The sequence below is a fragment of the Phycisphaerales bacterium genome (assembly GCA_016716475.1).
Taxonomy (GTDB): domain Bacteria; phylum Planctomycetota; class Phycisphaerae; order UBA1845; family Fen-1342; genus JADJWG01.
In genome coordinates, this window is the sequence record JADJWG010000001.1 from 267333 (window position 1) to 280048 (window position 12716).

Below are 12716 nucleotides of genomic sequence, written 5' to 3' on the forward strand. Positions count from 1 at the left end.
CACAGGCAACGCGGCACCCAACCCGCCCCATGTGCAGCGGACCCGATAGCCGTGTCCCCGTGAAATCTTCGTGTTAGGCCGGTTCGGCTTCTGCCGGTGCCGTCGCGGGCTGTGGTTCCTCCGCGGGCTTGCCCTGCGCGGTGCGCGCGGCGCGCAGCAACTCCGCGAAGCGTCCCTGCCACGGCTCGCCGCCCAGTTCCGGCCACCACACCCGCTCCTGCACAATCGCCGTCTCCACATCCGCGGCAGCACCCCGCGCCAGGGTCAGCCGCAACCAGTGGTAGCGCGCCTCCCAGTACTGCTCCGGTGCACGTTGCCGAATCGCCGCATCCCGTAACAGCACCCCCCACGCCTCGCGCGCCGCCTCGGCTTCCGCCGCCGAGGGTTCTGCCGGCAGCGCCGCCGTTAATACCTGCGCCCGCAGGAACAGGTGGTTACCGTTCTGTGGACTCTCCGTGAGCAGTGCCTCCACGAGTTCGAGCGCCAGCGCCAGGTCGCCCGCCAGGTACAACATCCGTGCCTTGCCGCTGCGCACCGCATCGCGATTGCCGGCGCGCGCGGCATCCGCTGAAACCCAGCGCTCCAACTCCTCGAAGGTCGCGACCGCATCGCGCGCCAGCGCCTCCGCGGACGCCCGCTCGCCGTCCCCCAGGAGCCGCTCGACCTCCTCCTGCATCCCGCGCGCCAGGGTCGCCAGCGTCGCACCCACCTGCTCTGGCGCGGCCGCCTGCAAATACTGGGCTACGATGGCGGCGGCCCGTTCGAACTCGCGCTGCCCGCGGTACGCCCGGATGCGCACAGCCAGCACGCGGCCAACCTGGTCGCTCTCGGGAAACGCCTGCTCGAAGTCCGCGACGGCGGCCAACGCCAGGTCGTAGGCACTGACACCCGGCCCAGCGAGCAACTCGCCGGCCGCGATCTGTGCATCCGCCGCCCAGCGCAGCACCGCTCTCGGATCGACGGCCTGCGGGGCCCGCTCGCGTGCCGCACGCGCGTACTGACGCAGCGCCTCCGCCGCCCGCTGCGCCGCCTGTGCGAACGATTCGCCCTCCACCTGTCCGCGGCTCGCCTCGACCGCGCGCCGCCGGCAAACTGCACTGCGGTACTGGGCCTCCTCCCGATAGCGAGACGCTTCCGGCACGCGGGCAAACTCCGCCGCGGCCTCTTCAAACCGCCCCGCCGCCTGTAGCGCCACCGGCAGCAGCCACAAGGCCTCGTCCCGCCGCGGGTGGTTCGCATAACGCGCCAGCAGGTTCTGCAAACTCGCGATCAGTCGCTCGTAATCCGCCGACGCTTTGCTGCGCTCCGCCACCTTCCCCCACAGCGGGTACGCAAAGGTCGCGGCCTGTTCCGCTTTGGGGTGGCTCGCGTGTTCTGTCGCGAGCCGCTCGAAGGCCTCCGCGGCCGCGCGCTCGTCTTTCAGCAGGTACTGCACCCGGCCAAGTTCGAAGAGGATCTCACCCGCCAGCGTCGCATCCTCACTGGCCCGCGCCGCGGCCTCGCCCAACCTCACAAGCGCATCCGGGTAGCGCTTGGCATCGATCAGTTGTGACGCCGTGAACAGCAGCTCCAGCTCGCTCAACTCCCCCAGCGGGGTCCGCAGGTCCACGCTCTGCGCGATATAGATCTGCACGACCGCGGGCCATGGCCCACCACGCTGCGCCAATCGTCGGAACTTCGCGAGCCCGGACTCGCGGCTGCGCTGGGCCTTGGCAAGCAGCGCCGTAGCGGCCGGGCTGTTGCGGGCCTCGCGCCGTGAAGCATCCGCCTCCAGCAGGTAGCTGTTGGCGTCCCAGAGCTGGGCCAAGTTGATGTAGAACCGCGCCGCGCGCTCGTCGGCCGAGAGCTGCTCCGCATCCTTGTCCACCAGCGGGCGCAGCGTCGTCCGGGCCTCGTCGAATTTTTCACCGCGCAGTTGTGTCCGCGCCAGCTCATACCGCGCCTGGGCCGCGAGGGCCGGCGCCACATCATCCTGAAACACGTAGGCGAAGCTGCGCTCCGCTTCCACCAGCTTGCCCTGCTCGCGCTGTGACATCGCCAGCGCCAGGGTACAGAGATATCGCATCGGTCCAGACTGACCCGAGTTCAGCAGCTCCTGGAAATTGCGCTCGGCCGTGGCGAGCCGGGTGCGTCGCTGCTCCCCGTCGCGCTCCTCAAGCACCCCGAGGTAGTAATAGCACCAGCCCAGGTTCAGCGTAATGTCAAGCCGCGCCTGCTGCACCACGTCGTACAGGCCCGCCGCGAGCAGTTCGTCCTCGTGTGCCGCGATGTTCCGGGAAATCGGGTCGAGCGCCTGCTGCGCTGCATCGTACATCCCGCGCGCCCGTTCGAGCACCGATGTCAACTGCGCGCGATCCCCCCGGCGCCCGAGCGACAACTCAAACTCGTCGAGTTCGCGCGCCGCCGGCCCCCCCAGCAGCAGACCCGCCAACTCCGTCCGCGCAGCCGCAACACGCACCCGGTCAAGAACACCACCGCGTTCCGCTGCGCGGACGAGGGCATCGATCCAGTCGTTGTAGCGCCGCTCCGCCTGTTCGAACGCCTGCGCACGGTCCGTCTCGCCGCGCGCTCGACGCGCACGGTTCGCCTGGGCCTGTGCCAGCCAGTGCTTCTGTTGCGGGGTAGCACCCGGGCCGAATTGCACCTCGAGGGTTTCGACCAATCCGCTGCGGATGGCCTGCTCCACCTCCGGCGGCGCCCCCGGCGATTCCTGGGCCGCAACCGGCATGCTTGCTACCCACGCGAGCCACATCGCCCCCCACCCGGCAGCCCAACTTGAGCGGTTACTTTTTTTCACACCCTGCTCCCCAGCCCCAGACAGCCCCACAGCGGTCTGCCATGTGCGCCGCATTCGCCATCAGACGCTCCCCGGGCGCAGACTCACGCCGAACTGCACGTTCGAAAAGCCCGCCCGCACAATCGCGTCCATCGCCTGGATGACATACTGCCAGCGCACCTGCGTCTCGGCCACGATCACCACGGGATTCTTCGGATCGGCGCCCGCCCGCCGACGATCCAGCAGGTACCGCCGCAGCAGATCGAAATCAGCCGACGGCAGCGCTTCGTCCCGCACGCGGATCGTCAGCGTCTCGTCACTCGAACCTCCCAGCGAAACGGCAATCGTGGGATTCACCTCGACCCGCGCCCCGGCGCCGGGACCACTGCTCGGATCCAGCTCTGTGCTGAGAATGCCCTGCCGTACCAGTTCGAACGACATGATGAGCAGAAAGAAAACCAGCAGCACCATGATGACGTCGACCAGCGGGGCGAGATTCGGGATGGCCTCGCCAGCCGGCTCCGGGGCTTTCCTCATGGGGGACCCTCCCCGTCGCCGTCCATCCGGGCGGCAAACACCACGTCCCTCACCTGGGCCAGTCCGCAGGCCCGCAGCACAACTTCGACGTGCTGATATGTCACCATCCGATCCGCCCGAATCACGCAGCGCAGCGTCGCTCCCCGGGCGACGGCCTGAGTCGCGCGCAGCTTCAGCAATGCCTCAATGTCCGCCGGCCGCAGGGCGCGCGGCACGATCCGCTCGCCATCCCAGTCGGCCACGACGTACTCGGCCACCTCGTCCCCGTCAGCCACGCGCCGCACACTGATCGTCACGCGGTTGCCGAGGTCCGAGGAATCCACTTCCTGCGCCGCCAGCGCCCGCGGCAAATCGCGCACGTCCACGACCGTTGCTTCTGCGGCTACGATGTGTGCCGCCAGCAGGAAGAACACGATCAGGCACATCAGCACGTCAACCATCGGCGCAAGGTTCAGCGTCATGCTGGTCGGCTTCGGCGGACGCATCATGCTTGCGGCGCTCCTTTCGCGAACCGGTCCGCGGCCTACTCCCCTTCGGCCGTGCCCGGCGCCGGGGCCACACCCGCGCCGCGGGACGCCTTGGTCGTCGCCGGTGCCGTGGCCGCCCGCTCACCGCCGCTGCTGCTGCGTGCGGACGGGCGGAAGTACTCCAGCAAGTCGAGCACATCCACCGTCGCGCCGACTGTCAGCGATTCGATGCGGTTCCGGCACAGGCCAAAGAACCCGATGCCCACGATCGCCAGCGCGAGCCCCGCGAGTGTATTCACCAATGCCTTCGAAATACCTTCGGAAAGTCCCGCCGCGTCGGCTTGGCCGCCACTCGCGCCCAGGGTGCCAAACGCTTCGATCATGCCCCAGACCGTGCCCAGCAGGCCGAGGAGCGGCCCCAGGTTGCCCAGAATATTGAGGTACTCCGCCTTGCGGAACAGTTTGCCTCCCAGCAGTCCAGACTTCTCCACCGCCGCCGCGTGCATGGCGTCGAAGCCGTGCCGTGCGTGCTGCAATGCCGCGGTCATCGTCTGTGCAAAATAGGTGTGGCTCTCCCGCAGCTTGTCGAGGCATTCTCGGAAGTTGCGTTTCTCGATCTGCTCCCGCGCCCACTGCACCTGTTGCGGCGGCGCGATCGTCGCACGCCGTACAGCGACGAAGTGTTCCACAATCAACGCAATCGCCGCAACCGATCCTGCGGCGATGAAGTAAGTCGGAATCTCGATCCCTTCCCAGAAGATGTCGAGAAACGACTTGCCACCCTCCGCGGCCCAGGCCGGCACCGCGCCCGCCGACAGCAGCAGACCCCATGCCGCGAAATGACCTCGTCGCACACCTGACCGTTTCATGCGCTCTCCCACTGGCAACCCGGCCCCGCTCTCAACGCGCGGGGACCTCGATCTTTGGAGCTCGGCTCCTCACTGCATCAAATCCCGATTCGTCACGATCTTCGTCTCTCCGCCACTACCCTCCGAGAGCCGCTTCAACCGCCGGACACCCGTCGTCTCGCGCTGGGTGCCGGGGGGATCGTCGAAGAAAATCTCATCGAACACGAGGCAGTAGATACGCGCCCGGATCGTCCGGTTCGTCGCCTCCACCTCCGTCACGACCCGATCATCAAAGAGCCCGTCGGACAGGAAGAACACCGCTTCCGGCTCCAGCAGCAGCGCCCGCTTCAAGGCGTTCAGCGGCTCGGTCCGGCCGCGCGGCCGCATTCCGTCGATCCAGCGGAAGAACTCGCGCCGGTTCTCCTCCGTCGCCGGCTCAAGCTTCGGCCGAAACGACTCCGTGCGGATCTGCTCGTTCTCGCTGAAAAACACGATCGCCCCGAACGTCTGCGACGGCCGCAGGCGGCTCACCGAGCGCTTCAATTCGCGGCGCAGGTCCGCCACTGTCGGGATGATCGAGCCGGAGAAATCAACCACAAACACGACCTTGTTCGCCCGGATACTCAGATCCCACATGCCGGCCTGGCCGAGACGCGCGCCCCCGCCCCCGAGGCCACCCCCCAGCCCGCCCGTGCCCGACTCGCCGGCGCCCCCGCCCGTGCCGATCAGGGACAAGGGGCCATCGCCGATACCCAGTCCGCCGTCGCCGCTTCCAGCCCCGGCCGCCGCGCTGCTGAGGTCACTGAAGTCCGGCGCACTCACATCGCTGAATGAAAGCAGACTTTCGAGCGATTGGTCGTCCAGTGGATCGAGGGGTGTATCCAGCGCGGCCTGACTATCCCACTGAAACGCGCGGGCGAAGGCATCGCGATCGACCACGCTGCCTTCAAACTCGCCGATTTCAACCCGGGTCGGGCCCAGCGCTTCAAAGGTTTTGAACGCGAGAACCCCCACGAATGCCAGGTGAATCGCCGCACTCACCACGACCGGCAGACCAAGGTGCATCACAGCGCGGAAGAACGGGTTGCGCTGTTCGCGATCCGCGAACGTATCGCCCGGGGGGGGCGGCGCTCCCGGCACCTGTGGTTTCGTGGCCATCGGTCCGCTCCTGCGTACTGCCGCGGCGGCCGCTTCTTCCATAAACGCGTCGTCAGGCCGGGTCCAGCGGAGACGGTACCGCCGTCGGACGCACCCCACTCCCCGGAACGCCTCCAGCCCCCGCCACCTGCACGAACGTCATGCGCATCTCGTACAACACCTGGTCGAGAAGCCGCTTCTCCTCGTCCGTCAGGTTGCCCTTCGTCTTGTCCTCAAGCACCTGGAGCATATCGATGAAGTGTTTGGCAATCGGCAGGTTCGGCGGCATGCGCTGCCCGTCCGGCGTCGCCATCAGCCCCATGCCCGCAACCGCCTGCATCACGATCATGTTCAGCAATTCCGGGAAGCTCGGGTCCGGCAACTCCTGGGCGGCCTCCTCCTGTTGCGCCAGGCGCTCTTTCTCACGCTGCGCTTCGGCTTTCCAGTCGTCGTCAACGATGATTTTCTTTTCCGGTTCCGGCATGCTGCACCTGCCAAGTTGCGCTACCCCGGCCGCACTATACTCGCGTCACGCACTTGAAACAACGCAAGTATCCGGGGCCTGGCCAAAACTCTTCACGCCTCACCCTGTCGCTTGCGGGGCGCGCGCTTTCTTCTCGCTCTCCGGCACATAAGCAACAGCCAAAGGCGAGCGGGGCCGCGTGTAACGGAGTGCGATCAGCCCAAGCAGGCCGACCACGCTGAGTGTCAGGGCGATGTACTGCGAGGCCGTCAAGCGCCCATATTGCGGGTTATCCGCGCGCAGTAACTCGAGCGTAAAGCGCGTCCACGGCTCGATCAGCAGGAAAAGGCAGATGATCTGCCCGTCCGCCCGCCGTTGCCAATAGGCCGCACCCAGGACCCCCGCCAACAAGCCCAGCGTGATGAACGAGTAAATCTGCGTCGGATGCACCGGCAGCGAGTGATGCGCCCGCGCCAAGTCTTGAAGCTGAACCAGCGTCAGATTGTGCCGCTGCAACTGCGTAAGAAAAATGCTGTTCGGGTCAGATGCGATCGCCCGGTCCACCCGCTCAATGCGCCGCAACGCCACCTGCCGGGCCTGCTCATTCTCCGCCGCCTGCAGCGCCACTCGCGCGGCCTCTCGCTCTTGCAGGCGCTCCCGCAAGGCCGCCCGGCTCTTCTCCAGACCGGCTTCCGTTACACTGAGAACTTCGCGCGGAATCAGCGCCGCTACTTCACCGCTCTGAAACGAGCCCTCCGAACCAAAAATCAACAACTGCTGCGGTACCGCCGCCCCGCTGCGTTGCTCCTTCCACTGCTGGTGCAGTGCGCTGCTGCCATAGGGGAATTCGACCGCCCACGGTAGCTCGCACACCCCCCCAAAGCAGCAGCCGTTGAGGAAACACCCCAGCCGACCAATCCCCATGCCGAGCGCGGCCGATGGCGCCATGATGTCGAGGTACCAGCGGATCGAGTGTTTGTAACGCCACAGGTACAGGAGCGTAAACACGGTGACCGCGATGAATCCGCCGTAGACTTCCAGTCCGCCCTTGCTCACATCCAGCATGGCCCAGACCACATCCAACGGTGACCCGCGGTGCGCAAACTGGTTCCAGTACTGGATCACGTACATCAGCCGCCCGCCCGCCACGCCGCCGAAGATTGCAATGAATCCACAGTTCAACACCACGTCCGGGTTGGCGCCCGAGCGCTCCGCACGCTTGACGGCCCAGAGGATCGACAGCAACATGCCGATCATCATCATCAGGCCATAGCCCGGAATCGCGAGATTGACCCCCGGGATCGTCCAGACAATCGGCATCATGGGCGTCGTGGCCCTCCAAAACTCAACCTCTTCACCGCAACCGGCAAATCCGGAAACGGCCGCATCGTAGGCGCGGCAGACACACCGGTCCAGCACATACCTCTTTCCACGCCTACACGGTGACGTTGTCGATCAATCGGGTTCCACCGATCCGCACCGCCAAAGCCACCAGCACCGGTCGCGGCACCACCGTAACCGGCTGCAGCGTGTCCGGGTCCACCAGACTGATGTAGTCAATCGCTTCAGGTGCCGCGGTGGAGACGATCGCTTCCATCGCACCCCGCACTACCGTCGGGTCGGTCTCCCCCGCTTCGATCCGGCACCGGGCTTCCTCCAGGGCCTGCCACAACACAAGCGCCCGCGTTCGCGCCCCCCCCCGCAGGTATGCGTTGCGGCTGCTCATCGCGAGCCCATCCGGCTCCCGCACGGTCGGACAGCCGATGACTTCCACCGGCATGTCCAGGTCGCGCACCATCCGCCGCAGGACTGCAAGCTGTTGGGCGTCCTTCCGCCCGAAGTACGCCCGGTCGGGCTGCACGATGTGAAGCAGCTTGGCCACAACCGTGGCGACACCTTCAAAATGCCCCGGGCGATGAGGCCCACAGAGCGTCTCGGTCAACCGCGCGACGCGCACGGTTGTGACCGTATCCGGAGGGTACATCTCCTCGACCGACGGCGCAAAAACAAGTTCGACGCCCGCGGTACGGCAGAGTTCAAGATCGCGCCCCTCATCCCGGGGGTAGCGGGAGTAGTCCTCCTGCGGTCCAAACTGCGTGGGGTTGACGAAGATGCTCACAACCGGAAAGGTGCCGTCGCTCAGGGCGGCCGCCACCAGCGCCAAATGCCCCGCGTGCAGGTAGCCCATCGTCGGGACAAAGCCAATCGAACGGCCCGCCCGCCGAGCGGCCGCAACGGCTATCCGCGCCGACCGAATGTCGCGTGTGATTTCCATGCGCACATTGCACCGCTTCGCGGCCCGACTGTCACGTCGGAAACCCGCTGGCCCCTTCCCCACCCGCCACTGCGCCTTACAATACACCACCAATTGACATCATGGATGATCCTGATGGCCCGCGGCCACTTCCTCAATACGGCGCTGTTCTGGTGCATGTTCCTCGCCGGGGGCTTCGTCCTCGCTCCCTGCCTGCTTCTGCCCGCTTGGCTCGAACGCCAGGCCCAAATCGAGTTGCTACACGCCCGCCAGGCGCAGCTTGCCCAACTGCGTGACCGCTTGGTCGTGGCTGAGAAACAGATTGACTTTCTCCAGAATGACCCGGCATATATCCTGCGGATCGCACAGCGCGAATTCGGCTACAGCGCCGGGCCCCTCGCGCGCGAGGGCCTCGCCACCGGTGTGCCGCTCGCCGACGGCCAACTGGTGCTGCCCGACCCCGTCGCACCACCCGCCACCCCACGGCTCATGCCCGCTCTCTTACCGCCGACGCACCTGCCGGGCACGCAACCCGACCTCGCAACCTTCGTCCAACTCACTCTGGATCGCCACCCCCGCATCTGGTTCTTCGTCGACCCCTACACGCGCCCTACGCTCATGGCCTTGGGCGGCGGCCTCATCCTGTGCGCCCTCGTCCTGCTCGGGGATACGCGCCCACGCGCGGCAGTCGCACCCCGCCGACAACCGCCCCAGTCCACCGATACGGCACTCGAGGCGTGATACACCACCCTGAGCGGTATGCGGCCGAACTCACAACGGGCCTTGCACACTTCGACTGGGGTTACGCTTTCCCCACTCCGCAGCGGTGCCGGCGCGACCCAATTGCTCGAAGAGCTCCACCACCTGCGTAAGCTCGCCCGCCCCGAATAAGTCCGCGGCCGGACGCAGCGCCGCCTCGCACTCATCGGCCAGCGCCACCACTTCTTCGGACCGGTCAAGCAATAGAAGTACGGCCGCCAGGTCACGGACAACGAGCGCAAAACGTCCGACTTCCTCCGGCAGTCGCAACCGCCGAATCTGGTACGCCTGCCGCAGGTGTGTCTCCGCAGTGGTGAATTCTCCCCCCTCCGCGAGCGCACCCCCCAGCATCCACTGGGTTTCCGCTACCTCCGGATGGGTATCGCCCAGAACGTGCCGGCGAATTTCCAGTGCTTCACGATACATACTGACCGCTGCGGCCAGTTGTCCGCCCCGCTGGTGAAAACGCCCGTAGAACAGCAACGTGACGGCCACCGCCAGGCGCGGTTCGCCACCTGCGAAGCGCCTCCTTAACTCGAGCGCCGCCCGGTACAGCGGCTCCGCCCCGTCTCGATCGCCCTGTTCTTCACGTACGCTTGCCAGGTTCATCATGCCCGTGGCCACGGCGGGGTGCTCGGCACCGAGCAACAGCCGGTGGAGCTCGAGCGCATCTCGATAGAGTGGCTCGGCGTCAGCCGGGTGCCCCGTCCGATGGAGAAAAACCGCGAGGTTATTGAGACTGGCCGCCACGTCCGGATGCTGCTCACCAAACAGCAGGCGCCGTACGCGCAATCCTTCCCGGTGCAGCACTTCGGCTTCCTCGTACGCACCCCGCCGTGCGAGCAGACTGGCCAGATTGTGAAGAAAGGTCGCAACTCGCGGGTGCTCATCGCCATAACGGGCCTGGTAGGCCGCGAGCGCCCCGCGCAAGAGCGGCTCTGCTGCGGTGTAGTCTCCACGGTCCTCGAGCAATGCAGCGAAATTGTGCCTGGTGGTCGCTACATCAATGTGCTCCGGCCCCAAGAGGCGCACACGCAGTTCCAGCGCCTGCTGGTAGAGGGGCTCTGCTTCCGACAGCCGGTCCATGAGCTGCAGGATCACCGCGAGATTGTTGAGACTCTCGGCGTGGGCGGCAGTCCCGGGCAAATGTTCCACCCGCAGCCCCAGCGCTGCGCGAAAGAGCTCCTCCGCTCCGGCGAAGTCTCCCTGGAGCTGGCGACAGATCGCGAGATCGTTTAAGCGATCGGCCCGCACAGCGGACTCTCCCGGCGCGATTTCCCCGTGCAGTGTCAGCGCTACCCGCAGGTGCGTCTCCGCGGCCTGAAAGTGGCCCAGCGCGCGAAACGCCTGCCCCAGCATCGTGCGCACCGCGACCTCCACCTCCGGCGCATGCCGCAGCGCGCCATCGTCCAGCTGGTCCGCCGCGTTCTCCAATACCTCACGCACGGTCACATCACGCCCGCGCGCCAGGGCCGGATCCGCTGAGCTCAAGATCTCCACCAGCACGGCATTGATCGCCGCGGCCTTGGCCGCCTCCGCGCCTGCGCGGTGAGCGGACTGCTCAGCAAGGTGTCGTTGCAGTGCTTCTTCATGTCGCGCCTGGACCGCCGCTGCGAGCGCGTTCTCGGCACGGTGCGTCTCATTCACAGCCCGCATCCAGTAGGTCAGGGATGTGAAGAACCCCCCGAGGAGCAGCGTGAGGAACAGCGCGAGGAGCACCGCCGGTCCACGGTAACGATGAATCTGTTTCCGCAGGACGTAGGCCAAGGAGGTACGCTTGGCCTCGATCGGGTCGCCCTGCAGGTAGCGCTCGATGTCGCGCGCCAGCTCGCCCGCACTCTGGTAGCGCCGTTCCGGTTCCTTCGCGAGGCACTTGAGGACGATCGTTTCGACCTCGTCGTCCACCTCGCGGCGCAGGTGTCGGGGCCGTAGCGGTTCCGCGAGCAGAATGCGGTCCAGTACGTCGCGCAGGCCACCGACCACCTCGTACGGAAACTTCCCCGTCAGCATCTGAAAGAGAATCACCCCGAGGGCGTACACGTCCGAGCGCACGTCTACGCGATCGGAAAACCCGGCGGCCTGCTCCGGGCTTGCCCACGGCACCGAGCCCACGAACTGACCCGCATGCGTCACCACGGCCACTTCGTCGGGGGCCGCGGTCACCTTCGCGAGCCCGAAGTCGAGCACATGCGGTTCACCGTCCTGGTTCACGCGAACATTGCTGGGTTTCAGATCGCGATGGATGATGCCACGCACATGAGCGGCATGCACCGCGGCGCAGATCTTCAGGAACAACCGCAGAGTCTGCACCACGGAGTGATCCGCGCTGGCCATATACACATCGAGCGGCTGCCCGCTGATGTAGTCCATCACGAAATAATGGCAACCATGCGCCAAGCCGGTGTCGTGCACAGTTACAATGTTGGGATGCTGGAGCTGCGCGAGGATGCGTACTTCGCGTTCAAAGCGCGCCCGGTCCGCAACCCCAGCGAACGGCCCCTCGCACATCACCTTGATCGCCACCCGCCGTTTCGTGCCCGTGTGCTGCGCCTCGTACACGACGCCCTGGCCCCCGCGATGCACCTCCCGGCGCAACTCGTACCCCGGCAGTGAATCAGAAGGCGGCCCGGCCAAACCCTGGTTCGACGATGCAGGGGAGACGAGCGTCACGCTCGCGAACCGGGCGTCGATTTCGGTCGGGGCGTGCGGGCCCGACCGGCCTTGGGCTTCGGCGACATCGCGCCGGGCCGCCTCGATCAATGCGGCGTCCGAAGTGAACGTATCCTCCGGACGCCTTGCTGGCTCGTACTGCCGCGCCATGCGCGCCTCACCTGGGGACCGCAAGGTGCTGCCCAGAGGGAATCCCCGGCAACCCGACACCTCACATGGGCCGTGCGCTCCAAACTCCAACCTTGGGGGTCGCTTGGCACACCCCATTCCTACCACGCCAAGTGCCGTGACACCGGGACCGAACCTCCCGATGGCGGCGCGGCAGATGAGAAGGTTTCACCAGCATCCGCCCCAGGCACCATCCCTCCTGGATTCCTGCCCGAGACCAACACCGTTTCGCCGCGATCCGCAAGCAGCACGCGCGCTGGCCGCCCGCTGCGCCAGTGATCCGTTTCAGTCCTACGCACATGAATAGCCGCCGGCGTCGTGATGGACTCCTCCATCTGCCCTGCCGCATCCCGTGCGCGCCACTCCACCAGCGCCGGCGGTAGTTCCATGGCTTCCAACCGCATATCCTCTTCAGTCCGCGTGACGCTGACCACATCCAGCGCGACGCCCACACTCAAACCAAAGCAGAACACACCGAGCAGGAGCGCGAAGTCCCCGCCACGCTCCCATCGGAGTCGCGACCATGACCCACCCAGCTCTCTTGCCGCCATTGCCGGTGTCGCGGTCAGCCCCTCACCGTACCTGGACGTCATGTGCGTTACTCCTTCTCCCGGAACGGGTTACAGCACGTCGGCAG

The 12716-nt window shown here is 66.4% G+C and carries 11 protein-coding genes; 1 reads left to right on the forward strand and 10 read right to left on the reverse strand.

Translation table 11 applies throughout. The annotated features are described in order from the left end of the window. Positions 1-73: 73 nt before the first annotated feature. The 8 genes from IPM18_01205 to IPM18_01240 form a co-directional block, all read right to left on the reverse strand. Positions 74-2797: a hypothetical protein gene (locus IPM18_01205; protein MBK9118208.1), complete on the reverse strand. Its 2724-nt coding sequence runs from the start codon at positions 2795-2797 to the stop codon at positions 74-76. 60 nt (positions 2798-2857) lie between these two features. After that, entirely contained in the window at positions 2858-3313 is a 456-nt protein-coding gene (locus IPM18_01210) for a biopolymer transporter ExbD (GenBank protein MBK9118209.1), read from the reverse strand. After that, positions 3310-3801 (reverse strand): biopolymer transporter ExbD, encoded by a 492-nt coding sequence (locus tag IPM18_01215; GenBank protein MBK9118210.1) that lies wholly within the window; start codon positions 3799-3801, stop codon positions 3310-3312. The genes IPM18_01210 and IPM18_01215 overlap by 4 nt, the downstream gene beginning before the upstream one ends. 35 nt (positions 3802-3836) lie before the next feature. Beyond that, entirely contained in the window at positions 3837-4649 is an 813-nt protein-coding gene (locus IPM18_01220; GenBank protein ID MBK9118211.1) for a MotA/TolQ/ExbB proton channel family protein, read from the reverse strand. A gap of 69 nt (positions 4650-4718) precedes the next feature. Further along, the gene (locus IPM18_01225) at positions 4719-5786 is read right to left on the reverse strand and encodes a hypothetical protein (protein ID MBK9118212.1); all 1068 of its coding nucleotides are present in this window, start codon (positions 5784-5786) and stop codon (positions 4719-4721) included. 52 nt (positions 5787-5838) lie between these two features. Further along, complete coding sequence (locus IPM18_01230; protein MBK9118213.1) at positions 5839-6249, reverse strand: DUF1844 domain-containing protein; 411 nt, start codon at positions 6247-6249, stop codon at positions 5839-5841. A 99-nt stretch (positions 6250-6348) separates the two neighbouring features. After that, a complete protein-coding gene (locus tag IPM18_01235) occupies positions 6349-7551 on the reverse strand; it encodes a prolipoprotein diacylglyceryl transferase (GenBank protein MBK9118214.1) in 1203 nt (400 codons plus the stop codon). Between the two features lie 112 nt (positions 7552-7663). Further along, positions 7664-8503, reverse strand: a complete 840-nt coding sequence (locus IPM18_01240) for a pantoate--beta-alanine ligase (GenBank protein MBK9118215.1) — start codon at positions 8501-8503, stop codon at positions 7664-7666. 114 nt (positions 8504-8617) lie between these two features. Here IPM18_01240 and IPM18_01245 point away from each other — a divergent pair, with 114 nt between their 5' ends. Further along, positions 8618-9223 carry a septum formation initiator family protein gene (locus IPM18_01245; protein MBK9118216.1) on the forward strand — a complete coding sequence of 202 codons (606 nt, stop codon included), beginning with the start codon at positions 8618-8620 and terminating at the stop codon, positions 9221-9223. A 30-nt stretch (positions 9224-9253) separates the two neighbouring features. On the opposite strand, the gene IPM18_01250 is transcribed toward IPM18_01245, so the two are convergent. Together IPM18_01250 and IPM18_01255 are read right to left on the reverse strand one after the other, a co-directional pair. Further along, on the reverse strand, positions 9254-12061 hold the full coding sequence (locus tag IPM18_01250; GenBank protein MBK9118217.1) for a serine/threonine protein kinase: 2808 nt from the start codon (positions 12059-12061) through the stop codon (positions 9254-9256). Between the two features lie 119 nt (positions 12062-12180). Next, on the reverse strand, positions 12181-12672 hold the full coding sequence (locus tag IPM18_01255; GenBank protein ID MBK9118218.1) for a hypothetical protein: 492 nt from the start codon (positions 12670-12672) through the stop codon (positions 12181-12183). Positions 12673-12716 lie beyond the last annotated feature (44 nt).

Coding starts and splice junctions, on each gene's coding strand:
- IPM18_01225 (MBK9118212.1), bottom strand. CDS start 5,786: ATGGCCACGAAACCACAGGTGCCGGGAGCGCCGCCCCCCCCGGGCGAT.
- IPM18_01250 (MBK9118217.1), bottom strand. CDS start 12,061: ATGGCGCGGCAGTACGAGCCAGCAAGGCGTCCGGAGGATACGTTCACT.
- IPM18_01235 (MBK9118214.1), bottom strand. CDS start 7,551: ATGATGCCGATTGTCTGGACGATCCCGGGGGTCAATCTCGCGATTCCG.
- IPM18_01220 (MBK9118211.1), bottom strand. CDS start 4,649: ATGAAACGGTCAGGTGTGCGACGAGGTCATTTCGCGGCATGGGGTCTG.
- IPM18_01230 (MBK9118213.1), bottom strand. CDS start 6,249: ATGCCGGAACCGGAAAAGAAAATCATCGTTGACGACGACTGGAAAGCC.
- IPM18_01245 (MBK9118216.1), top strand. CDS start 8,618: ATGGCCCGCGGCCACTTCCTCAATACGGCGCTGTTCTGGTGCATGTTC.
- IPM18_01215 (MBK9118210.1), bottom strand. CDS start 3,801: ATGATGCGTCCGCCGAAGCCGACCAGCATGACGCTGAACCTTGCGCCG.
- IPM18_01210 (MBK9118209.1), bottom strand. CDS start 3,313: ATGAGGAAAGCCCCGGAGCCGGCTGGCGAGGCCATCCCGAATCTCGCC.
- IPM18_01255 (MBK9118218.1), bottom strand. CDS start 12,672: ATGACGTCCAGGTACGGTGAGGGGCTGACCGCGACACCGGCAATGGCG.
- IPM18_01240 (MBK9118215.1), bottom strand. CDS start 8,503: ATGGAAATCACACGCGACATTCGGTCGGCGCGGATAGCCGTTGCGGCC.